The organism is Streptomyces griseus subsp. griseus (assembly GCF_000720255.1).
Taxonomy (GTDB): Bacteria; Actinomycetota; Actinomycetes; order Streptomycetales; family Streptomycetaceae; genus Streptomyces; species Streptomyces griseus_I.
Map to the genome: position 1 here is coordinate 44,807 of NZ_JOJE01000039.1, position 24,428 is coordinate 69,234.

Annotated in this window: 17 protein-coding genes and 1 pseudogene; 2 read left to right on the plus strand and 16 right to left on the minus strand. The window is 72.1% G+C overall.

Going from position 1 to position 24,428, the window contains the following annotated elements; translation table 11 throughout:
• The first annotated feature begins 82 nt into the window (after positions 1-82).
• Positions 83-3,133 (plus strand): AfsR/SARP family transcriptional regulator, encoded by a 3,051-nt coding sequence (locus IG99_RS35050; protein ID WP_107056095.1) that lies wholly within the window; start codon positions 83-85, stop codon positions 3,131-3,133.
• A gap of 267 nt (positions 3,134-3,400) precedes the next feature.
• Here IG99_RS35050 and IG99_RS35055 read toward each other — a convergent pair whose 3' ends face one another.
• From IG99_RS35055 to IG99_RS35115, 13 genes are all read right to left on the minus strand, one after another.
• Complete coding sequence (locus tag IG99_RS35055) at positions 3,401-4,576, minus strand: hydroxymethylglutaryl-CoA synthase (RefSeq protein ID WP_037681377.1); 1,176 nt, start codon at positions 4,574-4,576, stop codon at positions 3,401-3,403.
• A gap of 2 nt (positions 4,577-4,578) precedes the next feature.
• On the minus strand, positions 4,579-5,640 hold the full coding sequence (locus tag IG99_RS35060; RefSeq protein WP_158973303.1) for a hydroxymethylglutaryl-CoA reductase: 1,062 nt from the start codon (positions 5,638-5,640) through the stop codon (positions 4,579-4,581).
• Positions 5,640-6,728, minus strand: coding sequence for a type 2 isopentenyl-diphosphate Delta-isomerase (gene fni, locus IG99_RS35065; RefSeq protein ID WP_037681378.1), 1,089 nt, complete (start codon positions 6,726-6,728; stop codon positions 5,640-5,642). Before fni ends, IG99_RS35060 begins: the two co-directional genes overlap by 1 nt.
• Positions 6,718-7,833: a phosphomevalonate kinase gene (locus IG99_RS35070; RefSeq protein ID WP_234312063.1), complete on the minus strand. Its 1,116-nt coding sequence runs from the start codon at positions 7,831-7,833 to the stop codon at positions 6,718-6,720. Before IG99_RS35070 ends, fni begins: the two co-directional genes overlap by 11 nt.
• The gene (gene mvaD / locus IG99_RS35075; RefSeq protein ID WP_051866263.1) at positions 7,830-8,879 is read right to left on the minus strand and encodes a diphosphomevalonate decarboxylase; all 1,050 of its coding nucleotides are present in this window, start codon (positions 8,877-8,879) and stop codon (positions 7,830-7,832) included. The genes IG99_RS35070 and mvaD overlap by 4 nt, the downstream gene beginning before the upstream one ends.
• A complete protein-coding gene (gene mvk, locus IG99_RS35080) occupies positions 8,869-9,969 on the minus strand; it encodes a mevalonate kinase (RefSeq protein WP_078948103.1) in 1,101 nt (366 codons plus the stop codon). The genes mvaD and mvk overlap by 11 nt, the downstream gene beginning before the upstream one ends.
• A complete protein-coding gene (locus IG99_RS46475) occupies positions 9,969-11,036 on the minus strand; it encodes a polyprenyl synthetase family protein (RefSeq protein ID WP_078948104.1) in 1,068 nt (355 codons plus the stop codon). The genes mvk and IG99_RS46475 overlap by 1 nt, the downstream gene beginning before the upstream one ends.
• 332 nt (positions 11,037-11,368) lie before the next feature.
• Positions 11,369-11,650: an MMPL family transporter gene (locus tag IG99_RS52130; RefSeq protein ID WP_394298059.1), complete on the minus strand. Its 282-nt coding sequence runs from the start codon at positions 11,648-11,650 to the stop codon at positions 11,369-11,371.
• Positions 11,651-11,765: 115 nt separating this feature from the next.
• The gene (locus IG99_RS46485; protein WP_463607346.1) at positions 11,766-13,553 is read right to left on the minus strand and encodes an SWIM zinc finger family protein; all 1,788 of its coding nucleotides are present in this window, start codon (positions 13,551-13,553) and stop codon (positions 11,766-11,768) included.
• Positions 13,554-14,098: 545 nt separating this feature from the next.
• Complete coding sequence (locus IG99_RS35100) at positions 14,099-16,933, minus strand: DEAD/DEAH box helicase (protein ID WP_037681387.1); 2,835 nt, start codon at positions 16,931-16,933, stop codon at positions 14,099-14,101.
• A 102-nt stretch (positions 16,934-17,035) separates the two neighbouring features.
• Complete coding sequence (locus IG99_RS35105; RefSeq protein ID WP_037681389.1) at positions 17,036-17,617, minus strand: hypothetical protein; 582 nt, start codon at positions 17,615-17,617, stop codon at positions 17,036-17,038.
• The gene (locus IG99_RS35110) at positions 17,614-18,762 is read right to left on the minus strand and encodes an ROK family glucokinase (protein WP_037681392.1); all 1,149 of its coding nucleotides are present in this window, start codon (positions 18,760-18,762) and stop codon (positions 17,614-17,616) included. The genes IG99_RS35105 and IG99_RS35110 overlap by 4 nt, the downstream gene beginning before the upstream one ends.
• A 242-nt stretch (positions 18,763-19,004) precedes the next feature.
• Positions 19,005-19,742, minus strand: coding sequence for a GntR family transcriptional regulator (locus IG99_RS35115; RefSeq protein ID WP_107056100.1), 738 nt, complete (start codon positions 19,740-19,742; stop codon positions 19,005-19,007).
• A 129-nt stretch (positions 19,743-19,871) separates the two neighbouring features.
• Here IG99_RS35115 and IG99_RS35120 point away from each other — a divergent pair, with 129 nt between their 5' ends.
• Positions 19,872-20,876: a Gfo/Idh/MocA family protein gene (locus IG99_RS35120; protein ID WP_037681396.1), complete on the plus strand. Its 1,005-nt coding sequence runs from the start codon at positions 19,872-19,874 to the stop codon at positions 20,874-20,876.
• Between the two features lie 383 nt (positions 20,877-21,259).
• Here the strand turns inward: IG99_RS35120 and IG99_RS35125 are convergent.
• From IG99_RS35125 to IG99_RS35135, 3 genes and pseudogenes are all read right to left on the minus strand, one after another.
• Positions 21,260-22,369, minus strand: a pseudogene (locus IG99_RS35125) (cytochrome P450 family protein); the annotation flags it as partial.
• A gap of 44 nt (positions 22,370-22,413) precedes the next feature.
• On the minus strand, positions 22,414-23,085 hold the full coding sequence (locus IG99_RS35130) for a response regulator transcription factor (RefSeq protein ID WP_037681398.1): 672 nt from the start codon (positions 23,083-23,085) through the stop codon (positions 22,414-22,416).
• A gap of 83 nt (positions 23,086-23,168) precedes the next feature.
• Positions 23,169-24,413, minus strand: coding sequence for a histidine kinase (locus tag IG99_RS35135; RefSeq protein WP_037681400.1), 1,245 nt, complete (start codon positions 24,411-24,413; stop codon positions 23,169-23,171).
• Positions 24,414-24,428 lie beyond the last annotated feature (15 nt).

The window sequence follows — 24,428 nt, forward strand, 5'->3', positions numbered from 1 at the left end:
TCAAGATCAGGTCTTCTCCAGACAATGTCTCCGCGAAGTCTTCGCGGGGGGCGAGGCGTGCGCAGTCCTGGAAGGAGGCGGTGTGACGCCCCGGTTGTCGTTCCAGGTGCTGGGCCCGCTCAAGGTGAGTGTGGACGGCCGGCCATTACTGCTGCGCAGCGCTCGACAGCGCACGGTGCTGGCCGTGTTGCTGCTCACTCCGGGGCGCGCCGTCTCGGTGGACGCGCTCACGGACGCCGTATGGCACCGCGATCCACCTGCCACCGCCCGTAACCAGATCGCCATCTGCGTCTCCGCGCTGCGCAAGACGTTCCGCGACGAGGCGGGCGTCGACGGCCTCATCGAGACACTGCTGCCCGGCTATGTGCTGCACAGGGAGGACCACTACGTCGACGTGGCCGACCTGTACGAGTCGGCCGCGGACGCCCGCGCCGCCGTCGAGGCCGGGGACGCGAGCGAGGCCGCGGCCCGTTTCGAGGACGCCCTCGCGCTGTGGTCGGGGCCGGTGCTCGACGGCATGGACGGCAGCGCGCTGAGCGGCGAGGTCGGCCGCATCTCCGAGCTGAGGACCAACCTGACCGAGGAATACGCCGCCGTCCAGCTCCAGCAGGGCCGCTACCGGTCGGTGGTGGAGTGCCTGCGCCCGGTCGTCGGCGAGCACCCGCTGCGCGAGTACGCCCGCGCCATACTCATGCAGGCGTACCACCTCTCGGGCCGCCGGTCCGAGGCGCTGGACTGCTACCGCGAAGGGCGCCGTATCCTCGTCGCCGAGCTGGGCGTCGAGCCGGGCGCCGAACTGCAGGAGCTGCACCGCACGGTACTGGAGGGCGACGGGCGGGCCCCGGTGCGGGCCGCCGCCGTACCGGACGCTGTCGTTCCCGACGCTGTCGTTCCCGACGCCTCTCCCGGCCCCGCCCTTGCTTCCGTGCCCCGCCAACTCCCCCTGCCACCCGAGCCGTTCGTCGGCCGGGAGAACGAACTGGAGCTGCTGCAGCGGCTCGTACCGCCGGCACCGGGGTACGTCGGTGGGACGACGGCCCGCATCGCGACGGTCTCCGGCATCGCCGGAGTCGGCAAGAGCGCGCTCGCCCTGCACTGGGCCGACCGCGTCGCGGGGCGCTTCCCCGACGGCCAGCTCTACCTGGACCTCCAGGACCCGCGGGGACACGGCGCCCCCGGCACGCCCGAGGCCGCCCTGGAACGGGCACTGCGTGCGCTGGGTGTGCCCGGAGCCTCGATCCCCGCGGGCCTCGAGGACCGGGCCGCGCTCTACCGCAGCGCTCTCGACGGCAAACGGATGCTCGTCGTCCTCGACGACGCCCGCTCCGTGCACCAGATCCGCCCGATGATGCCCGGCCGCGGCTCCGCCCGGGTCCTGGTCACCAGCCGGGACCCGCTGAACGGGCTCGCCGGGACGTTCGCGGTGGCCCGCGTGGAACTGGGCGCCATGAGCCCGGCCGAGTCCCTGGACCTGTTGGCAGCCACGATCGGCGAGCACCGGGTGACGGCCGAACCGGACGCGGCACAGCGCCTGGTGGAGCTGTGCGACCGGCTGCCGCTGGCCCTGCGCGTCGTCGCCACCCGGTTGTTGTCCGACGACCGGTGGTCGCTGCGACAGATGGCGGCACGAGTGGAGGACAGCCGCGAGCGCGTCAGCGTGATCAGCCCGGGCGAGAGCGGCGTGCGCTCGGGCGTCTGGCTCGGCTACCGGGCGCTGTCAGTAGAGGCCGCGCGGCTCTACCGGCAGCTGAGCATGCTGGACGTGCCCGACTTCCCGGCCTGGATCGGCGTCCCGGTCCTCGGCGTCACCCCGGGCGCGTCCGAGGAACTGCTCCACCAGCTCGTCGGAGCCCAGCTCTTGGAGAGCCGTCCCGGTCAGGGCGGCCGGACCCGCTACCGCTTCCAGGACCTGATGCGCCTGTTCGCCCGGGAGCGGTGCCTGGCCGAGGACAGCGCACAGGATCGCGAGCAGACCCTGGAGAGGGTACTGACCGTCGTGCTCACGCTGGTGCACGCGGCCCAGGAGCAGCTGTACGGCAAGGGCGAGGCACCGCACGGCGGCCCGGCACACACCAGGCCGGTCCCCGGCGAGACGGTGAGCGAACTCGTCGCGGACCCCATCGAGTGGTTCGAGGACGAGCGGGAGATGCTCGGTGCCCTGGTGGCGCAGGCTGTGCGCGACGGGCAGGCCGGACGTGCATGGCTCCTCGCGGTGGGAGCGGTTCCCTTCTACGAGACCCGCAACTACCTCGAGGACTGGCGGCGCACCGCCGAGTGCGCCCTGGAGGGCGCCCGGCAAACGGGCGACACGCGCGGGGCGGGCACCATGCTCCGTTCCCTGGGCACGCTCGCCATCTACCAGCGCCGCTACGAGGAGGCGCGGGAGCGGCTGCTCACCGCCCTGGCCCACCTGGAGCGGAGCGACGACACACAGGGCCGGGCCATCGTGCGGCGCAACCTCGCGGTGTGCGCCCGCTTCTTCGGCGACCTCGCCGAGGCGGCCCGCTACTGCGAGGAGTCCCTGGTGCTGTTCCGGCAGGCCGGGGACAACTCGGGCCTCTCCCACGCGCTGGGGCTGCTCGCCCAGATCGAGATCGAGCAGGGCGACCCCGAGCGCGGCGTGGAGCTGAGCAACCAGGCGATCGAGGTCAGTTACGAGGCGGGGTCGCTGCGCAGCCGCACCCAGAACCTCTACCGGCTCGCCGAGGCGCTGCTCGGCGCGGGCCGGTCGGCGCAGGCGGAGCGGATCTGCCACGACGTGGTGGGGCTCACCCGCGGCCAGGGCGACCGGCTCGGCGAGGCCCACGGTCTGTGTGCCCTCGGCGAGGCGCAGTGGCGGCAGAACGAGCCGCACAGGGCTCGCGCCAGCCTGCTGCGGGCGCTGCGCCTCGCCGAAGAGGTGGATGACCGGTTCCTGCAGGCCCGGATCGTCACGCACCTCGCCTGCGCCAAGGCGATCCGCGGCGGCACCGGCGCGGGCGAGCCCCTGGACTGGGCCCAGGAGGAGTTCCGTTCGCTCAACGCGCCGATGTGGGAGCGGCGCGCGGGCCGGCTGCGCGAGGTCCTGGAGTCGCACGACGCGGTCCGTCCCATAGAAGGATCGGTTCTGGCCTGTCTCCTCGCCGACCGCTGACCCTCGCAAGAGACGAAGGCCGCCGGTCACCCGGAACCGCTCGGGGGGCGCAGGAGGATCAGCCCGGAAGGTCACACCGCCCCAGACTCTGCTCTCCCCGCAGTCCCGGGCGAAGTCGGTACCGCCGAGATCGCCTGCGACGGCCGGCTGCAACGCGGCACCGTAGGTGGTCAGGATGGGTCCGACCCTGTCACGCGAGCAGGCTACGCCCAAGGCCGAGCCGATTCCTCGATGGCCGAACCGAGTTCTGCAACCTCGGCAGTCGCCTTATCGCGGCTCGTAGATCCGCTTGTGACCGGACAGCCCGGCCAGCCGGTAGGGGCCGGTCGTCTCCTTCGGCGCGGGGTGGTCGCCGCCGTCGACCGGAAAGGAATACTCGTGGAGTTCCCGGTATCTGTCGTAGTCGACGGGCTGTCGCCGGGCGATCGCCTCACGGTGCGGTCCGGATCGCAGACGCGCTCGGTATCCCGGTACGACGGTGCCGCCGAAGAACTCGGCGACGCTGCCGGATCCGTAGCTGAGGAAGCCGATGGCCTGGTCGGTCAGATCGTCGGCGTTGTCGAGCAGGGCGGCCAGCCCGAGGTACACCGACGCGGTGTAGCTGTTCCCGATCTCGGCGTTGTAGGTGGTCGTGAGCCCGATGGCGCGGGCGATCCGCGCCTCGTCGATCTCGTGCCCGCAGTTCTGGAGCAGGTGCCGGTGGGCCTTGTAGGCCATCTTCGTGAACGGCTGGTGGTAGCAGAAGGCGCGGAACTCATCGAGCGCGCGGCCGCCCTGCTCGGCGTAGTCCTTCCACGCCCCCTCCACCGCCTGGAGGTACGCGGAGATGGACTCGTGCCCGTCGACCAGGGCGGTGGCGCGGTAGTTCGGCCGCCAGAAGTCCATGATGTCGGCGGTGAAGACGCCCGACGGTTCCTCGATGCGCACCAGCGCGGGGTCGGCGCTGACCAGCATCGCCACGGCGGCCGCGCCCTGGGTGGCCTCGCCCGGGTTGTCCAGCTCGTACTTCGAGACGTCGCTGGCGATCACGAGGACCTGCTGCGAGGGGTCACGGTGGACGATTCCGATGGCGAACTGCAGGGCCGCCGTCCCGCCGTAGCAGGCCTGCTTGAGCTCGACGGTCCGGGTGGCCGAGGGCATGCCCAGCAGTGAGTGGACATGTATGCCGGCCGCCTTGGCCTGATCGACGGACGTCTCGGTCGCGAAGACGATCGTCCGGATCCGGTCGGTGCCGTGCCGCGCGACGATGGGGGCGGCAGCGGCGGCGGCCATCGTCACGATGTCCTCGTCCACGGCGGGCACGCTCATCGATCGCTGGCCGATGCCCGCGTGGTACTTGCCGATGTCGGTGCCGTTGTGTGCGGCCAGTGTCGCGTGCGTCAGGACGAACCGGGTCGTCGAGAAGGAAAGGTCGTGGATTCCGACGGAGAGATTCCCGGACATCGCTAGCCTCCTATCTTCATGGTCGCGTGTTTGCGCTCCAACTGGACGTGTGCACGCATGAGTTCGCCTGGATTCGTCTGCGCGGCCATGAGCGAGAGTTCGCCGCACAGCACCGTCGCGGCCGCGATGACCGCGAGCCGGCGCGCGTTCTCGCCGGGTTCGCGCGCTTCGCGGCAGCCGAGCCGCGTCAGGTTCTCCTCGACGAAGTCGAGGCCCTTTCCGTTGCCGACCGTTCCCACGATCAGGTTCGGCAGGGTGCAGGAGAAGTACAGGTCGCCGTCCCGGTCTTCGGCCACGGTCACGCCCTGTGAGCCTTCGACGATGTTGGCCGCGTCCTGGCCCGTCGCCAGATAGAACCCGAGCAGCATGTTGGCGTAGTGCGCGTTCGCCGAGCGGATGCCGCCGGCGAGCAGGGTGCCGATCATGTTCTTGCGCAGGTTCAGCTCGGCCATCGCGGCGGCCGAGGTGTGCAGCACGTCATGGACGATGTCGCGCGGTACGAGCAGTTCGGTGACCACGTTCTTGCCGCGGCCGAGGATGCCGTTGACCGCGGTCGCCTTCTTGTCGGTGCAGTAGTTGCCCGAGATGGAGCCGTACGAAATCCCCGGAATGGCCTTGAGGATGTGCGTCAGGAGGGCGTCCGCGGCCAGCGTCGCCATGTTGTGCCCCGAAGCGTCGCCGGTGGTGAACTCGAACCGGAGAAAGAGCAGGTTGGCCGCGATCTCGTGGCGGAACCCGATCAGTTCGGTGAACCGTCCGCAGGTGCGTACGACCTCGCGCAGCTCGTCGAACCGCGCGTCGACCTCCAGTGCCGCCAGGTACGCGGTCTGCGCGTCCCGGGCGGTGACGAGCACCGAGCGTGTCATCCGCTCGTCGACGAGAGTGGCGGAGATGCCCTGCTCGACCAGCATGGAGACCTTCGCGCCTCGCCCGACGGAGGGCCACAGGGGAGACTCGTACGTGGCGAGCGGAACCTCCGTCTCGGTTGTCGCCGCGTTCCCCGAAATCCTCAGCGGCCCCACCCATTTCATGGGTACGCCGGCGATCGCCTGCGTGTCGTTCATCAAATGCCTCCCACCGTGTCGTGCGTGGTGTCGTAGGAGCTGGACCGTGTGGCCAGCCCGCGGGTGTCGATCCCCCGGTCGGCGCAGAAGGTGCGCAGGTCGCCATGGACGAGCACGTCGCATCGGGTCAGTTCGGAGGGGGTCCGCGCGCCCAGCGCGGTCATCAGGGCCCCGATGTGGTCGAGCCACGTGGCGATGTGAGTGACCAACGCGGACACGCCACCGTCGAGAACGGTCCTGAGGAACCTCCCGGAGCTCCCGACGGCAGGCGCGCCGAGCGCCAGTCCGCGCACCACGTCGAGCGGATCGCGGACCCCGCCGGAGGCCAGCACCGGGATACCGACTCCCTGGGCGTCCAGCAGGCAGGCCGGAGCGGACTGCCCCCAGCCGTCGAGGTAGGAGTAGTCGGCGTGCTTGCGCCGGTCGTTCTCGATGCGCGCGAAGTCGGTGCCGCCGCGGCCGGCGACATCGGCCACCCGCACGCCCATGTCCCTGAGCGTCGCGATGGTTTCGCGGCTCAGCCCGAAGCCGACCTCCTTCACGATCACCGGGACGTCGACCCCGTGGACGATCTTCTCGATCCGCGGTCCCCAGGCGGAGAACGACCGGTCGCCCTCCGGCATCACCGTCTCCTGGATGACGTTGAGGTGGATCTGCAGGGCGTCCGCCCGCAACAGGTCGACGGCCCGCCGCGCCTTCTCGACGGAGGCGTTCGCGTTGATGTTCGCCATGATGAACCCGTCCGGGTTCTCGTGGCGCATCACGCTGAAGGTGTCGGCGACGGACTCGTCGGCGAAGTACGCGCTCAGGGAGCCGGTGGCGATCGGAACGCCGGTCTCGCGCGCGGCGATCGCCAGGTCCCGGTTGATGGCGCCGGTCCGCACGCTGCCGCCGGTCATCGCGTTGATGTACAGCGGAACCTTCCATTCCATGCCACCGAACCGTGTGGCCAGCGAGACATCGGACCGGTCGATGCCGGCCAGGGCGTGATGGACGAAGGACACGTCGTCGAACTGGTTGTGTCCGCCCGGATGGCGTTGCTGCTCGGCGGCGAACCGCACATGGTCGTCCTTGCGCTCAGCGATCATTCCGCGCCCCCTTCGTCGACGGGATGTGAATCGGCATGGGGAGCACGCCTGCGGCCGCCCACCCCTCCCGCAGTCGCGAGATCTCCTCTTTCGCCGTGGCGTCCAGCAGCGCGATGCCGCAGTCGCCGCCGCCGGCACCCGACGGTTTCGCCGCACCGCCCACGGACTCGGCGGCGTCGCACAGCGCCGTCAGCCTGGTGGTGAAGATGCCGAGCCGGACCTCGTCGTCCAGATCGGCGAGCACCTGGCGGGCGCCTCGGATCTGCCGCAGCAACTCCTGGTCGTCTCCCTGTTCGAGTGCTCGGACCGCGGCGCGCACGCACGCGTCGCTGCTCGCCAGGAATCTCCGTTGTGACGGACTGCCCTGCCACTCGCGCCTGCTGAGGCGACCCGCCAGCGACGTGGTGCTGACCGGCTGGCCGGTCCAGCCGACCTCCAGCGCGAGTCCGCGGGGCTTCGGCAGCCGCCGCAGCCCGAAACCCGGCCACGGCACGCGGATCGTCTCCTCGACGCCCCGGCGCCGGACCAAGCCGAGCACGGCGGTCCGATCGGGCGCGCGATACTCGATCCAGCCGCCCCAGACGCTCGCGGCGAGGTCGCCGCCGGAGGAACGGGCGTCGAGCCGCGCCGTAGCCAGCATCGCCAGCCGGAAGCACGCGTCGGGTGACAACTCCAGGCCGCAGTACGCGGCGACGGCGTCCACCGTGGCGACTGTGACCGCGCCGCTCGACCCCAGGCCGAGCTTGGTTCCGTCGTGGTGCAGACGACTGTCGATCGAGACGTGGACGGGGGGTGCGCTCAGCCCGCGCTCGGCCAGCAGCGCGTCGACCACTTCGATCGCCGACACCACATGGGCGAGGCCGTCCGACGCCTGTGGCTCGTCGCCCGCCGCGAGCCCGCCGTCACACCGCCACAGTCGCGCCTCTTGGGGACGGAGGTCGGAATCGATCACGACGTCGGCGGTTTCGGAGGCCGAGACGGTGACGCCGACCTGCCGGTCGACCGCTGCCAGGATCGCCGGGTGACCCGGCTCCACGACCGCGTACTCGCCGGCGATGAACAGCTTGCCCGGGGCGTGCCGGCTGATCGGCCCCCGCCCGGTCACCGCCCTGCCGCCGTCCGCAGGCGAGCGCCCGGCCCACACCGGGCGGTGACCACCGAGCATCCCGGCGCGGCACCGAGCACCGTGTCGGCCACCCGGCCGGCGTCCGCGGGGTGGCAGAGCACCTTGACGTTCGGTCCGGCGTCCATGGTCGCGTAGGCCGGTACCCCGTCCCGCCGGAGTTGGATGACACCGTCAAGGACGGCGACCGTGGCCGGCGACAGATAGCGCACCGCCGGCCGAGCGGCCAGCATGGTCGCGTGCATGCCGAGGGCGTTGCGCTCGGCGATCTCCCCCACCCCTTCGAGATCGCCACGGCTCAGCATCTCCCGCATGTCGGTCAGGTCGTCCTTGCTCGACCGTGCCCACGCCTCGTAGAGCGGCGAGGTCTCGACGGTTCGCCGCATCGCCACGCGACTGGACACCGCCTTGGGACCGGCGTCGACCAGCGCGATCACCAGTGCTGGGTCGAAGTCCGGGACGGGCACCGGCTCGGCGTAGGAGCTGAGATCCGCGGCCGCGCCGACGCCCTGACCCGCGTGGCACAGCGCGTAGCCGCCGAATATCGACCGGGCGGCCGAGGCCGACCCGCGTCGGGCGAGACGGGACAGCGCGGTGTCGTCGAGATCGAGCCCGTACGCGGCCGAGGCGGCGACTGCCAGTGCGGCGAAACCACTCGCCGATGACGCCAGGCCCGCGCCGGTGGGAACGGCGTTGCGGGTGTCGACGGCGGCCGGTTCGGTACGCCCGGCCAACTCCCGTACCAGATCCAGGAAGGCGACGACGCGCCGCCGGACCTCGCCCTCCGCTGACGTGCCGTCGAGTGTCACGCGGTCGGCCCGAGCCCCGGGGCTGAGCCGGACGGTGGTGCTCGTCGGGAAGACGTCCAGGGTCATCGACAGGCTGTCGACGTACGGGACGACGAGTCGCTCGTCGCGCTTGCCCCAGTACTTGATCAGCGCGATGTTCGGATGGGCGACGGCGGTCGAGCCGCGGTCGAGCACCTTAGCCTGCCGCCGGCCCCGCCCCCGCTCGTGGTCAGTCGACATGACTCGCGAACCTCCCCACCGGTACGACCCAGGTCCGGACGGCGCCCGCTGCACGGAGGCCGTGTACGACCTCATCGGCCTCGCGCGGGTCTCCGGCCAGCGCGACCATGCAGCCTCCCAGCCCGCCACCACTGATCTTGGCGCCCAGGCCGCCGGCCGCGAGCGCGGCCTCGACCAGGACGTCGATCCGGTCCGAGCTGAGCCGCATCTCGTGGAGCAGCTCGTGGTTCTCGGTCATCCGCGCGCCGAAGTCGCTCGCCCGGCCGTGGGCGAGGTCGCTCGCCGCGGCGTAGGTCAGGCTCGACGCCCGGCTGATGAATTCCGTCCGGGTGTCCGCGTCACGCTCGAACTTCTGCCGCAAGAGCTCCACCGCTTCCCTGGTACTGCCGCCGACACCGCTGTCCGCGATGACGAACACGCCGTCGAAGTCGTAGGGCCGGCTTGCGCCGGCAGGGCCGTCGGGCCGCTCCCAGGGGTGTGCGGGGTCGTCGCCCGGTGTGGGTACGGGTAGTTCCCATGCCGTGCCGGAGCGGAAAAGCAGGAGAGACGTCGAACCGGTGGCGAGCGCGTCGATACCGCTCGCTCTGCCGTGGGCCACCTTCTCCGAAGCCTGTACGAGATCGAAGACCGCCCTGGCGTCGAGTCTGCGCTCGAAGAGATCCGCGAAGGCCAGCACGGCCGCCCGGGCACACGCGGCGCTGGAGCCGAGCCCCCGGCCCTGCGGGATCGCGCAGTCGATGAGCACATCGACGCGTGTACGGCCGACGCCGGTCCTCGCCTTGAACTCTTCCACCAGGCGCCGCAGGCCGTCCGTGGCCAGCGGCGTCACCGCGGCGGAATCCGGTCCCGTCATCGCGAAGGAGACCTGGTCCGCACCGTCGTCCGAACAGGGGAAACCTGTGGCGTGCGCTGTGACCGTCAGCTGCGGAACCGGTAGGGCCAGTGCCGGGGCGCCGTACACAACGGCGTGCTCGCCGAGCAGAATGGCCTTGCCGTGGGCGTGCCCGATCCCGATCCGGTCGTTTTCGGCGCCCGGATCACCCGTGGAGCCGCCGTGGCCGGCGAAAGTGTTCGAGTCCGTCGTCGCCATCACCGGGCTCGCTGCGTCGCATCGATCGCCATCGCGGCGAGCTGATCCCTCGCGGGGGCGGTGGCACTGCTCGCCTCCAGCACGGTCAGGGCCCGGTCGGTGCGGACCGCGATCTGCCGCTCGATGTGAGCCACGGCGCCGATGTCGACGAGTACACGCCGTACGGTGGCGAGTTCGCCGTCGGAGAGGTCGGTGCCGATCGTCGCCCTGAGGAATTCCGCCGCCTCCGGATCACGTTCGTCCACGCGCTTGAGCGCCGTCGCGAGCAGGACCGTTCGCTTGCCCTCACGAAGATCGTCGCCCGACGGCTTGCCCGTCACCGCCGGGTCGCCGAACACGCCCAGCAGGTCGTCGCGGAGCTGGAACGCGATCCCGATGTCGGCGCCGAACGCCTGGTAGGCCGCGACGAGGTCCGCCTCCGCGCCGACGATCGCGGCACCGAAATGCAGCGGGCGTTCCACCGTGTACGAGGCCGTCTTGTACCGGTTGACGCGCAGCGCCGAGTCGATGTCCTCGGCGTCGCTCGCGTGGTTGACCAGGTCGAGCAGTTGACAATGCACCAGCGCCTCGCGTTGCAGCGCACCGCGCGCCGGAGCCGGAATCGACTCGAGGATCCCTCGCCAGAGGAAATCGCTCTGGAACACAAGCTGAAGGTCGTCCGCCACGACAAAGTTCGAGGCGATCGCCTCGTCCAGTGACGAGAGCAGGCTGGCCGAAGAGCGGTCCAGCATGGTGGAAACATCCTCCAGCATGAAGGATGTACCCAGTGCGGCCGCTACTTTCAGAAAGTGCTGACAGCTCGTGCTCAGATCACCCAAACGGCGCTGCACAAACGCCGGCACACGCCGCGGAATTCGCCGTTCAGCCAGCCGAACGACGCCGTCGTTTTTTATCGAGAGCTCTTCTTCGACCAGTCCGAGCGCGAATTCGACCAGCAGTCGCTGATTCCCACCGGCGCCTGCTGCGAAGTCGAGCAGTTCACCGTCCGGATCACCCCCGAGGATGCCCCGCAATACCTGTTCGTCGGAAGCGCACTTGCGTCTCTCTATCGTCGATGCAGGTTCCATTGCCGCGGCCTACCCCCGTCTGTCGTCCTGTGTGTTGAGGCTGCGCACTTTTGACAGTGACTCGACCCAGGCATAGCGTGGCGCAAATTCTAAAATAAATTCCTCAACATTCCCATAGAATCTTTGTCAGGCCATCGACCGTGACGTATGTAATGGACCGCCGCGGGACGGTGCGCGAGAAGTGCGGGGAACCTTTTGGAGGGGTTCCCCGCACTTCGATTTCGGAGGAAGGGTCAGACCTGGCCTTCTCCTCGACCCCGGCCGGGGGAACCGGGGTCGTCTTGCGTGCCCGGTTTCGGGCATCCACCAGTTGGCCTCGCCACACAGCTCCATCACCGCGGGAACGAGGACCATCCGGATGATCGTGGCGTCGATGAACACGGCGACGGCCATGCCGAGACCGATCTGCTTGATCGAGACGTCGGAGCCGAGCAGGGAGGTCGTGAGATCTTGTGGCCGGTGAAGCCCAGGAACGCCGGCAGCAGGGTCACCGCGGCGATCATCGTCACCAGCACGGTCACTGACGCGCCGATGGCGACGCCGGTCATCAGCCGCTGCCCCATGGCGATCAGGCCCAGCAGCGCGATCACGACGGTCGTGCCGGCGAACAGCACCGCGTGACCGGCGGTGGTGACGGCGTGGAGGCACTATGCCGATGTCGCTACCGCGAGTGCCGTACTCCTTCCGCAGTACTCGGCGACTTCCGCACCGGCGCGATGAGGCCTCTGATCAGAGGTCGGTCGGGGTGTCGAGGCCGGTCAGGGCGCCGACCGGGTCGAGGTCGGGGGTGCCTCGGGGCCACCAGTCGTCCTGGTCCGGCTCCGACTCGTAGGCGTACCACAGGCCGTCGCGGCCGAGGCGGAGCTGGACATGGCCGCGGGGGTGGGTGAGGCGGTTGCGCCAGGGGCGGAAGGCGGGGAGGTCGGCGGCGAGGAGGAGCGGGCGGGCGCGGTCGAAGCGGCCGGCCGGCGGGTCCCAGGGTTCTTCGAGGACGGCGAGGCCGTCGAGCCCGCCCTGTCGCCAGGCGGCGACCGCCTGTGCCAGCTCCGCCGGGGTGCGGCCCGTCGCGGAGGCGAGTGACGCGTACAGCGCGCGGGTGGCCACGGTGAGCCCGGAGCCGGGACGGGCCGCCGCGATCCGCACCGCGTCCTGCCACAGGCTCAGTTCGCCGGCCTCGTCCCGTCCCGTGCTGAGCAGGGCGTGCGCGCGGGCGGCGGCGTCGGTCGCCAACTGGTCCAGGGCGAAGGGGTCCGGGCCGCCCGGCACCGCCGGGTACGCAGGGGGTTGCTCAGGGTGCGGGGGCACGGGCAAAGGAGCGGGCAGGGGCGGGAGCACACGCGGTGCGAGGGCCTCGGTCGCGCGTACGCCGGGCAGCGGCTCCGGTTCCCGCTCCTGGGCGGCGAGGGCCGCGCGGGTGGCGTTGCGGCGCGAGAGAGCGTCGAGAAGCTCGCGTTCGCCGCGGCCGCGCAGCAGGAGCAGGACGAAGGGGTCGGCGTCGAGCAGACGCGCGGTCTGGTAGCAGAGGGCGGCGGCGTGTTTGCAGGGGTGGCCGCGGTCGGGGCAGCTGCACTGCGGTTCGAGGTCGCCGGGACCGGGCAGCAGCGGCACCCCGCACTCGGCGAGGGAGTGGGGCATCTCCTGGTCCAGCAGCGCGGCGATGTGCCCGGGCCGCTCCACCGCGGCCTCCAGGAACCGCTCCCAGTCGGCGTCCCCGAGGGTCCGCAGCCGCACCTGGACGCGGTACGGGCGGGGACGGCTGCCCTGAACGTACCCGAGCACGATCCCGGGTGTGACGGTGATGGCGTCCACGTGCCCCTGCTCGGCGTACCCCCTCCCCCGAGCCAGCCGCTTCACATCCAACGCCCCTTCCTCCAGCGCCGCGACCCAGGCGTTCCCCCACCAGGTCTGCGCGAACCGGGCGTCGTCACCGGCCGACCCGCGCGCCGGGAACGCCGGGAACGTGCGCCGGAGGTCACCGTCGCGGGCCGGGACGCCCATGGATCGAGGGTGCTCCTTCTCGGCCGAGCTCAGCGCCGGCGCGGGGCTGCCGGCTTCAGCGGAAGCGACCGCCTCCCCGGGTTCCTGCCCCGCATCCGACGGCATGCGAAAGGCACCCGCGAGCAGACTCCGCAGGTCACGTGCGGCTCCGCCACCGGGTGCGTGGTGATGACGCGGTCCCTCGGGACCCGCCTCGGGGCTCAAGCCACCGGATTTCGAGCCACCCCCCGGGCCTCCGGCGGCAAGGTCGTGACTCCGGGCACCGCCTGTGCGGCCGGCCTTCCCGCCCCGGTGTCCAGCGCGAAGCGCGTCCGTCCCGGACGACCGTCGGGGCTCGGGCTCGGGATCGGCTTCCTTCCGGAGCTGCGACGCCTCGGCCCGGGCAGCCCGCAACGCCTGCCGGGCAACATCACCAGGACGCTCACCCCGCACGACCCCACCGGAGACATCAGGCGCGGCAGGCACGTCAGGCGCGCTGGGCACATGCGGAGCGCTGCGCACACGTGGAGCGTTGGGCACACGTGGAGCGATCGGCACATGTGGATCGTTTGGCACATGTGGATCGTTTGGCACATGTGGATCGTTGGGCACGCCAGTCCCATCGGGCACGGCAGGCACACCGGGCACACCAGCCCCATCGGGCACGTCAGGCACATCGGGCACGGCCCCGGCGTCCGGGCCCCCCTCCTCCGCACCACCCGAGTTCTCGCCCCCCGCCCCGCGCCGCCCGGCGAGCGCCTGCCGCAGTGCCGCGCGGGCAGCGTCCGCAGGTCGGACCACGTCCCCCGGACGCGCCACATCACCGGAGGGCGGCCGGACCGGCTCCGGCGATCGAACCCGATCCGAGTGGCCCTCGGGCTCCTTCGGAACCGAGCCATGACCCTCGGCACCCTCCGCGCGCTCGCCGACAGGCTCTCCCGTCTCCCCCTTCGCCCGTTCCCGCGCAGCCCTCAGCGCTCGGCGTGCCGCATCCGCGGGGCTCGTGCTCTCGGCGCCGCCCACGACCCTTTCGTCGGCGCCCGCCCCACCCACCGGCGGCTCTTCCTGCCCGTCGGTCATCTCGCTCACGCCTCCCTCCGCAGCCTGACCAGGTCGGACAGTTCGCGGTCGGTCAGTTCCGTGAGGGCCGACTCGCCGGAGCCGAGGATCGCGTCGGCCAGGGCGCGCTTGGATTCGAGCATCTCGGCGATGCGGTCCTCGACGGTGCCCTCGGTGATGAGGCGGTGGACCTGGACGGGCTGGGTCTGGCCGATGCGGTACGCGCGGTCGGTGGCCTGCTCCTCGACGGCGGGGTTCCACCAGCGGTCGAAGTGGACGACGTGTCCCGCGCGGGTGAGGTTCAGGCCGGTGCCGGCGGCCTTGAGGGACAGCACCAGGACCGGGGTCGTTCCGTCCTGGAAGCGGTCCACCATCCGTTCGCGCTCGGGGACGGGTGTGCCGCCGTGCAGCAGGTCGACCGGGATCGCGCGTACGGCCAGGTGGGAGGCGATCAGGCGGGCCATCCCGACGTACTGCGTGAAGACCAGCGCGGAGCCGTCCTCGGCCAGCAGTGTGTCCAACAGCTCGTCGAGCAGGGCCAGTTTGCCGGAGCGGGCGGCGAGGCTGTCGCCGGTGGCGGCCTCCTCCTTGAGGTACAGCGCCGGATGGTCGCAGATCTGTTTCAGCGCGCCGAGCAGCTTGAGGACCAGGCCCCGGCGGGCGATGCCCTCCGACGTCTCGATGGCCAGCATCGACTCCCGCACCACCGCTTCGTACAGCGCGGCCTGTTCACGGGTGAGGGGGACGGGGTGGTCCGACTCGGTCTTGGGGGGCAGTTCGGGGACGATGCCCGGGTCGGACTTCTTGCGGCGCAGGAGGAAGGGACGCACCAGGCGGGCGAGACGGTCCACCGCGTCCGTGTCCTCGCCGGTCTCCACCACGCGCGCGTGCCGGGCGCGGAAGGACTTCAGGGGGCCGAGGAGGCCCGGGGTCGTCCAGTCCAGAAGGGCCCAGAGTTCGGACAGGTTGTTCTCGACGGGCGTGCCCGTCAGGGCCACGCGGGCGGGCGCCGGGATGGTGCGCAGCGCCTTCGCCGTGGCCGAGTGGGGGTTCTTGACGTGCTGGGCCTCGTCCGCGACGACCATGCCCCACCGCTGCGCCGCCAGCATCGGTGCCGCCGAGCGCATCGTGCCGTACGTGGTGAGGACGAAACCGCCGGTCAGGTCGTCCAGGGTGCGGTCCGGGCCGTGGAAGCGGCGGACAGGGACGCCGGGCGCGAAGCGGGTGATCTCCCGCTGCCAGTTACCGAGCAGGGAGGCCGGGCAGACCACCAGGGTCGGCTCGCTGCGGGCCCGTTTCAGGTGCAGGGCGATGAGGGTGATCGTCTTGCCGAGGCCCATGTCGTCCGCGAGGCAGCCGCCGAGGCCGAGGGACGTCATGAGATCGAGCCAGGCCAGGCCGCGGAGTTGGTAGTCGCGCAGGGTGGCGTGGAGGCCGGCCGGCGGGTCGGCCGGCCGCGGACCGGCCGTGAGCCGGTCGCGCAGTGCGGCCAGGGCACCGACGGGGACCGCCTCCACCGTCTCCCCCTCCACCTCGGCGGTGCCGGTGAGGGCGACGGACAGCGCGTCGACCGGGTCGAGCAGGCCGAGTTCCCGTTTGCGGGCCTTGCGGACGAGGGCCGGGTCGACCAGGACCCACTGGTCCCGGAGACGGACGACCGGTCGGTGGGCCTCCGCGAGGGCGTCCATCTCGGACTCCGTGAGCGGGTCGCCGCCGAGCGCCAACTGCCAGCGGAACTGGAGCAGTTCCTCGCCCTCGAAGAAGCCGGTGCCGTCGGTCGCCGAGCCCGGAGCCGGTCGTACCACCGCGGCCGCGCTCAGATCGTGCGCCAGGTCCCTCGGCCAGTGCACGGCGACTCCGGCGGCCGCGAGCCGGGTGGCCGCCCTGCCGAGCAGGTCGCCCAACTCGTCCTCGGACAGGGTCAGGACGTCGGGCGCGTCCTGGTCGGCGAGCCGGGCGAGCGGTGGCCAGACGCGGGCCGCGCGCCGTACGGCGAGGGCCGCGTCCACGCGCGCGCGGGGGCCGAAGGAGGCGTCGGCCTCACCGGCCCACAGCGCGGCCGCGTCGGCGACCAGAGTGGGGTCGGCGAGGCTGTGCACCTGGACGATCGCCGCGCCCGCGGTCCGCACCGCGCCGGCCTCGTCGAACAGGTCGTACGCGGAGAGGTCCAGGCGCAGTGAGATCCGCACGCCCGTGTCCATGCCGGCGGCGACCTCGGCGGCCCACTCGTGCGCGTCGGGCAGTCGGTGGGGGCGGCGGTCGGCGAAGGGTTTCCCGGCGGAGTGCGGGGCGGCGGGGGTACGGGGCAGGGTGTCCGCGACGGCGTCCAGGAAGGCACGGACGAGCGCCTCCGGCTGGGGCAGGCGCAGTGGGCCGGCGCCGGGCAGCGGGACGGCATGGCCCTCGGCCGGGAGGGCCGCGGCGACCGCGCGGAGGTGGGCGACGTCGAAGGGATCGAGGGGGCCGGCGCGCCAGGCGTCGTGTCCGGTGGCGGTCAGGCCGGGCAGCAGACGGCCGCGTGCGGCGAGCCGCAGGGCGTGCAGCGCGGCCGCGCCCCAGCAGGCGGTGGCGGGGTGGGCGGCGGGATCGTGGCGGGCGCGCACGAGCAGCGGGAGCGCCTCGGCGAGCGGGAGGGACACGGCGGGGGTGGTCCTGCGCCGCACGCCCGCGCCGTGCCGTCGTACGACGGTGAGCTCCATGAGTGCGGTGGGCAGGTCGCCGCCCTCGGGGTCCCAGAAGGCGACCCGTCCGTCGCGCGGGAGCGGTGCGGGAAGGAAGACGGCCGCCAGACGCACGGGGACGGGCTCCCTCGTGTCCCCGGACGCCCCGGCCCTCCCGGTCACCGATGCCGTGTCGGTCATGCGCTCCTGTTCACCTCCCGCCCGCGAGTCGGATCAGACGTCTTCGACTCTACGGGCGGGGTCTGACAATCGGCCCCGGCGATGGGTTCGTGGGTCGGCAGGTCAGGGGACCGTGCGGGAGACGACGTAGACCATCGGGTGGTCCGGGTCCGCCAGGTTGACGACGATGTCGTGGGTGGGCGCCGGGTTCTTCCGCGTGCGGACGAGACCCCACCACGGGCCGGGCCCGGCGAACTTCCAGCCGGTGATCTTCTGGTCGCGCCGGCTGATGGCGATGTCGTCCTGCTTCAGCCGGGTCCGGTCGGTGTCCAGGGCCTCCAGGAAGACGTCGAGGTTGGGGGCGGTGGTCTGGAACTGGACGTAGAGACGGCTGGTCTTCCAGTTGTTCGTCTCGTAGTAGGCGACCTTGGTGGACAGGTGCGGGACGGGCACCTGGTAGAGGCGGCGCTGCACGGTCGACGGCCAGCCCGCGGTCAGACCGGTCGCCGAGTACTTCGCCTCCTTGTCCTTGCCGCTGTCACGGCTCTGGTTGGCGGAGATCACCAGGTAGCCCGCCGGCACGCCGATGAGCAGGACGATGATCAGAAGAGTGATCGCCCTGCGGCGGATCATGTGGCGGCGGTCCTCGGTCGGCCGGGGTGGCTCGTCCGGGGGCGCGGCCTGGTGGGGCAGCGAGGCCGTCATGCCGTGTCCCGGCTACGGCGGACGGCCTCCGCGTACCGCTCGTAGCGCTCGTAGCGCTCCACCCGGCGCCGCTTGGCGCGCCGGAAGCGCCGGGCGACCAGCCGGGCGAGGTCGGCGGCTCCGACCATGCCGGCCTCGGGACCGAGCTGGGCGCGGACGATACGGGCCTCGGGGCGGTAGCCGCGCCCGGTGAGGTGGCGCTTGAAGGCGTCCCTCGCGGGGCCGATCAGCAGGTCGTCGGCGGCCGAGACCCCGCCGCCGATGACGAAGCAGGAAGGGTCGAGGGCGGCTGCCAGGTTCGCGATGCCGACGCCGAGCCACTGGCCGATGTCCTGGAGCAGTTCGACGCACATGGCGTCGCCCTCACGGGCCAGCTCGGTGATCATCGGGCCGGTGATGTCGCCGATGTTGCCTTTGACGTGCTCGATGATCCCGTACGCCACCGGGGAGTCGGCGGCGGCCAGCTCGCGCGCCTCGCGCACCAGTGCGTTGCCGGAGCTGTACTGCTCCCAGCAGCCGCGGTTGCCGCACGGGCAGCGGTGGCCGCCGGGGACGACCTGCATATGGCCGAACTCGCCCGCCACGCCGTACTTGCCCCGCTTGACCTGGCCGTCCTCCAGGATCGCGCCGCCGATACCGGTACCGAGCGTGATCATCACCAGGTGGTCCTCGCCGCGACCGGCGCCGAAGCGCCACTCCGCCCAGGCGGCGGTGTTGGCGTCGTTGTCGACGAGGACGGGGACGGAGAGGCGATCGGAGATGCGGTCGCGCAGCGGCTCGTTGCGCCAGGACAGGTGCGGGGCGAACAGGACCCGGTTGCGGTCGGCGTCGACCCAGCCGGCGGCGCCGATGCCGACGGCGTGCACGTCGTGCCGGTCGGAGAGGTCGAGGACCAGCTCGACGATGGTGTCCTCGACGACCTTCGGGCTCTTGGACTTGTCCGGGGTCTCGGTGCGGACCTTCTCCAGGATGTTGCCGTCGGCGTCGACGACGCCCGCCATCACCTTCGTACCGCCGATGTCGATGCCGACCGTGGGCACGCGGGGCGCGGTCAGGAGCGAGCGGCGCTCCCGGGTGCCGACCGTGCGGAGTGCGGGGGCGCGCCGGGAACCGATGGGGGCGCTGAGGTCGCGGTAGGTGCTCATCGGGGCTGATTCTGCCTCACGGGGGTGTGGGGTGCGGTGCGGGGGAGCCTCGGGGGTGCCGCCTCCTCTGCCGGGTGCGGATGCGTTGTGGCTGGTCGCGCCCGCGCGGCGGAGCCGCATATGACACAGCCCCGCGCCCCATGGGCGCCTACCCGCGTGTGTCCCGGATCATCGAGCGGGTTTCCGCCTGCCGGACCCTTGTCCGGACAATGAGACCAACGAGGCGGGCGCGGGTGTCCCCGTCAGGGCCGCACCAGGAGCTGGAACTCGAAGGAGTAGCGGCTCGGGCGGTAGGTGTGGTCGCCGAACTCGACCGCGCGGCCGGTGTCGTCGAAGGTCGTGCGCTGCATGGTGAGCAGGGGGGCGCCCTCGGGCTCGGCGAGTCGTTCGGCCTCGGCGGCGGTGGCGGCGCGGGCGCCGATGGACTGGCGGGCGCTGTGCAGGGTGATGCCGGCGGACCGCATGAGCCGGTACAGCCCGGTGGCCTCCAGTTGCGCGGTGTCCATGTCGAACAGGCCGGTGGGGAGGTGGTTGCACAGGTACGCCATCGGCTCGCCGTGCGCCAGCCGCAGCCGCTCCACCCGGTGTACGTCGCTGTCCTCGGCCACGCCGAGAGCGGCGGCGACCTCGGCGGTCGCGGGGACGACGGTGTTGACGAGGACCTTGGTCGCCGGACGCTGTCCGGCCGCCTCCAGGTCGTCGTAGAGGCTGCTGAGCTCCAGGGGGCGCTTGACCTGGCTGTGGACGACCTGGGTGCCGACCCCGCGACGGCGCACCAGGAGGCCCTTGTCGACGAGCGACTGGATGGCCTGGCGGACGGTCGGCCGGGACAGGCCGAGCCGTGCGGCGAGCTCGATCTCGTTGCCGAGCAGGCTGCCGGGGGTCAGCGTGCCGTGCTCGATCGCGGCCTCCAGCTGCTGTGACAGCTGGAAGTACAACGGCACGGGGGAACTCCGGTCCACACGGAGTTCGAGCTGCACGGTCGGGTCCACATCTGGTTTCGGCACGGGCCGAGCGTAGCTCTGTGGCCGGTTGACGGGAAGTTGTGTAGTTCGATTGTCAGGACATGCGCATTGACATCGCCGTGGCTCCGTGGCCACTTTGTTTTCATGCGCATCGGTGTCATCGGTACAGGTCGCATCGGGACGATCCACGCCCGCACACTCAGCCGTCACCGTGAGGTCGGTTCCCTGATCCTCACAGACGCCGACCCGGCGCGCGCGCAGGAGCTCGCGGGACGGCTCGGGGAGACGGCGGCGCCGGGAATCGACGAGATCTTCAGGTGGGGCGTGGACGCGGTGGTCATCACCACGGCCACCCAGGCACACGCCGAACTGATCGGCCGGGCGGCGCGTTCGGGGCTTCCGGTGTTCTGCGAGAAGCCCATCGCGCTGGACCTGTCGGGGACCTTACAGGCGATCGGGGAGGTCGAGACGGCGGGAACGATCCTGCAGATGGGGTTCCAGCGGCGCTTCGACACGGGCTACACGGGTGCCCGGGACGCGGTGCGGTCGGGGCGGCTGGGGCGGTTGCACACGGTCCGGGCGGTGACATCGGACGAGTCGCCGCCGGCGGCCGCGTGGCTGCCGCTGTCCGGCGGGCTGTTCCGGGACGCGCTGATCCACGACTTCGACGTACTGCGCTGGGTGACCGGGCGCGAGGTGGTGGACGTGTACGCCGCCGGGTCCGACGCGGGACCGGCGATGTTCCGCGAGGCGGGGGACGTCGACACGGCCGCGGCGGTCCTCACCCTGGACGGCGGTACCCTCGCGACGGCGACGGCCACCCGGTTGAACGGCGCGGGCTACGACGTCCGCATGGAGCTGGCCGGGGAGCTCGACCAGATAGTCGTCGGCCTGGACGACCGTACGCCGATCGCCTCCACGGAACCCACCGGACCACCCGCCGCCGACAAGCCGTGGAGCGGCTTCCTGGAGCGGTTCGGGCCCGCGTACGAGGCCGAGCTGGCCGCCTTCGTCGAGGTGGTCCGTGGCGAGCGGGCCAACCCGTGCGACGGCCGCGAGGCGTTGCAGGCGCTGCGGATCGCCGAGGCCTGCGACAGATCCCGGCGGGAGCGCAGACCGGTGCGCCTGGCGGAGGTCGCGGGCGGGTGAGGCTGCGCTGCGCGGTCCTGGCGGAGGTCGCGGGCGGGTGAGGCTGCGCGCGGCGCTGGTGAGGTCACGGCGGGTGAGGGCGCACGGCCTCGGCGGCGGTCGCGGAGGTTGAGGCCGAGCTGCGCGAGGCCGAGGCGGACCGCGTCATCGCGCTCGCGAGGAGGCCGCCGGACTCGGAACGCGGCTTCTCGCCGCGCCGCCGACCAGCCGGGGTGCGGCTTCCTGAAACGGTTCGGGCCCGCGCAGCGACCGAGCCGCCCCCCTCGGACCGCGGAGGCCCCGACCGATCCCGGCGGGAGCGCAGACCGGTGCGCCTGGCGGAGGTCGCGGGCGGGTGAGGCTGCGCTGCGCGGTCCTGGCGGAGGTCGCGGGCGGGTGAGGCTGGCCAGGTCGGGGGCGCGGTCGAGCAGGGTGCGGATCGCGGCGCGGGCTTCGAGGCGGGCCAGGGGTGCGCCGAGGCAGTAGTGGATGCCGTGGCCGAAGGCGAGGTGGGCGCGGGCGTCGCGGTGGATGTCGAAGCGGGCGGGGTCCGGGTGGCGGGCGGCGTCCCGGCCGGCGGCGGCGAGGCCGACCATCACCGCCTCGCCCTGCCCGATGGGGGTGCCGCCGATCTCCAGGGGTTCGGCCGCGTACCGGAAGGTCGCGTTCTCCACCGGCCCCTCGTAGCGCAGCATCTCCTCGACCGCGCCGTCGATCAGGGTCATGTCGGCGCGCAGGGCCGCGAGTTGGGCGGGATGGGTGAGGAGGGAATGGACACCGTTGGCGATGAGGTTGACCGTGGTCTCGAAGCCCGCGATCAGCAGGATGTAGGCCATGCCGCGCAGCTCTCCCGGGGAGAGCCGGTCGCCGTCCTCGGCGGTGGTGCGGATCAGGTCGCTCAGCAGGTCGCCGCTCGGCCCGGCGCACCGCTTGTCCTCGATCAGCTCCCGGAGGTACGCGGCGAGCCGGACGAACGCGTCGTGCTCGCTGTCCGCGCTGGTGGGCGCGACGGCCTCCGTCGTCAGCTTCCGGAACTCGGTGCGGTCCAGCTCGGGAACGCCGAGCAGTTCGCAGATCACGGTGAGCGGCAGCGGATAGGCGAACGACTCCACGAGGTCGGCACGGCCCCGTGGCAGCATCGCGTCCAGCAGTTCGTCGGTGATCTGCTGCACCCTGGGCCGCAGCTCCTCCACCCGCCGCGGGGTGAACGCGCGGGACACCAGCGCGCGCAGCCGGGCGTGCTGGGGCGGATCGGCGACCAGCAGGTACTTGCCGATCATCTGCTCGTCGAGGAACACCACCCCGATGCGGCTGCCGTCCTTGGCCAGCCGGGGGTCGGCGAGCGCGGCCCTCGCCTCCTCGTGCCCGACGACGAGCCAGGTCTCGTGGTGCGCGTCGGGCGGGGGCAGCCGCACCCGGTGCACCGGCCCGCGCTCCCGCAGCAGCGCGTACACCTCGTGCGGGTCCTGCCGGAACCCGGCGCCGAACTCGCCCAGGTCGACCACGTCCACCATGACGCTCCCCCTCCCGTCACCGTTCCAACGCGTGGCAGCCGCGCTCAGTGCCCTTTGTCGTCCAGAAGTTCCGCGTCGTACGCCAAAAGGGCGATCTGCACCCGGTTGTTGAGGTCGAGCTTGGCCAGGATGCGGGAGACGTGGGTCTTGACGGTGGCGACGCTCATATAGAGCCCGGCGGCGATCTCCGCGTTGGACAGGCCCCGGCCGACGGCGACGGCGACCTCGCGTTCGCGGTCGTTGAGGACGGCGATCCGCTCACGCGCGCGGGCCCGGCGGGTGTCGGCGGTCGCGCCGGCCGCGTGCCGCATCAACTGGCGGGTGACGGTGGGCGACAGGACGGGGTCGCCGGCCGCCACCCGGCGCACGGCGTCGAGGATCTCGGCGGGCGGGGTGTCCTTGAGGAGGAATCCGGCGGCGCCCGCGCGCAGGGCACGCAGCACCTGCTCGTCGGCATGGAAGGTGGTGAGGACGACGACCTGAGGGGCGTCCATGCGGCGGCGCAGCAATCGCGTGGCAGTCAGACCGTCCACCGAGGGCATCCGGATGTCCATCAGGACGACGTCCGGGCGGGTGCGGTCGACGAGGGCCTCGACCTCGCCGCCGTCAGCGGCCTCGCCGACGATCTCGACGTCCTCGGCGCCGCCCATCATGAAGGACAGACCGGTCCGCACCAGGGGGTCGTCGTCGACGAGGAGGAGTCTGATGACTGTCATGGGGCTTACGTAATCACGGGACACGGCAGGCGTGTTGACGCTTTTGCCGGGTGCGTCGCGGGGGTCGGAGGAGGCCTTCCCGTTCACCCCCACGGCAGCCACGCCCGCACCGTGAAGCCGCCGTCCTCGCGCGGCCCGTGCTCCAGGCGGCCCCCGGCCAGCGTCGCCCGTTCCGTCAGGCCGATCAGGCCCTGGCCGGAGCCGGGGACGGAGGGGACCTCGCCTGCCGGGGCCGGATTGCCCACCGACACGGTGAGGCCCTCGCCCGGCGCTCCCGTGACCGCGACGGTCACCTCCGTGCCGGGGGCGTGCTTGCGGGCGTTGGTGAGGGTTTCCTGGGCGATGCGATAGGCGGTGCGGCCGATGGAGGCCGGGACGGTGTCGGGGTCGGTGACCCGGCTGTCGAGGACGACCTTCATCCCCGCCGCACGCGACTCGGCGACCAGCGCGTCCAGTGCGCCGAGCGTCGGCTGGGGTCGCCCCGCGTCCTCGGACTCACTCGCGCGCAGTACGCCGATGATCTCCCGCAGGTCCTGAAGGGCCTCGTGGGCGCTCTCCCGGATGACACCGGCCGCCCGCGCGACCTCCTCGCGGGGTGCGTCCGGCCGGAACTCCAGCGCGCCCGCGTGCACACTGAGCAGGGTCAGCCGGTGCGCGAGCACGTCGTGCATCTCCCGGGCGATGGCCTCGCGGGCCAGCCGCTGCGCCTGTTCGGCGCGCAGCCGCGCCTCCGTCTCGGCACGCCGGGTGCGGTCCCGCAGGCTCAGCAGGAGCTGCCGTTTGGACCGCGCGAACAGGCCCCAGCCGATGGTGGCGACGGTGAGCAGGCCGGTGAGGGCGACCACGACCTGGTACGACGCGTCGGGGTCCGGGCGCCACCGGAAGAAGAGCGGCAGCAGGGCCAAGCAGGCGCCACCCACCCAAGCCACGTACCGCATCGGCCGGTGCACGGCGAGGGTGAAGAGGGCGACCAGACCGGCGCCGCCCGCCGAGTTCGACAGGAAGCCGACCGGGACCATCGCGACCGCGAGCCCGACCGGCCAACGGCGGCGCAGCCAGACCGCGGCGCAGGCCAGAGCACCCAGGGCCTGGTCGAAGACGGCCATGGCCCGCGGGAGGTCCGGCTCGTCGTGCACGGTCTCCGCGCCCGCGAGAGCGATACCGACGGCCAGGAAGAAGCAGGAGAAGTCGACGATCCAGTCGCGCGCGGTGCGCCGGGGGCGCCCGCCACGTGCCGCGTCGGGGTCGAACTCGTGGACCACGGCGGACGGAAACAGCCATCGCCGCCCCGCGAACGCCGGAGGGCTGTGCGCCGGCCTGTCACCCATCACGGTCGGCAAATC

Coding starts and splice junctions, on each gene's coding strand:
- IG99_RS35055 (WP_037681377.1), bottom strand. CDS start 4,576: ATGTCCGGGAATCTCTCCGTCGGAATCCACGACCTTTCCTTCTCGACG.
- IG99_RS35060 (WP_158973303.1), bottom strand. CDS start 5,640: ATGAACGACACGCAGGCGATCGCCGGCGTACCCATGAAATGGGTGGGG.
- fni (WP_037681378.1), bottom strand. CDS start 6,728: ATGATCGCTGAGCGCAAGGACGACCATGTGCGGTTCGCCGCCGAGCAG.
- mvaD (WP_051866263.1), bottom strand. CDS start 8,879: ATGTCGACTGACCACGAGCGGGGGCGGGGCCGGCGGCAGGCTAAGGTG.
- mvk (WP_078948103.1), bottom strand. CDS start 9,969: ATGGCGACGACGGACTCGAACACTTTCGCCGGCCACGGCGGCTCCACG.
- IG99_RS46475 (WP_078948104.1), bottom strand. CDS start 11,036: ATGGAACCTGCATCGACGATAGAGAGACGCAAGTGCGCTTCCGACGAA.
- IG99_RS35100 (WP_037681387.1), bottom strand. CDS start 16,933: ATGACCGACACGGCATCGGTGACCGGGAGGGCCGGGGCGTCCGGGGAC.
- IG99_RS35105 (WP_037681389.1), bottom strand. CDS start 17,617: ATGACGGCCTCGCTGCCCCACCAGGCCGCGCCCCCGGACGAGCCACCC.
- IG99_RS35110 (WP_037681392.1), bottom strand. CDS start 18,762: ATGAGCACCTACCGCGACCTCAGCGCCCCCATCGGTTCCCGGCGCGCC.
- IG99_RS35120 (WP_037681396.1), top strand. CDS start 19,872: ATGCGCATCGGTGTCATCGGTACAGGTCGCATCGGGACGATCCACGCC.
- IG99_RS35130 (WP_037681398.1), bottom strand. CDS start 23,085: ATGACAGTCATCAGACTCCTCCTCGTCGACGACGACCCCCTGGTGCGG.
- IG99_RS35135 (WP_037681400.1), bottom strand. CDS start 24,413: ATGGGTGACAGGCCGGCGCACAGCCCTCCGGCGTTCGCGGGGCGGCGA.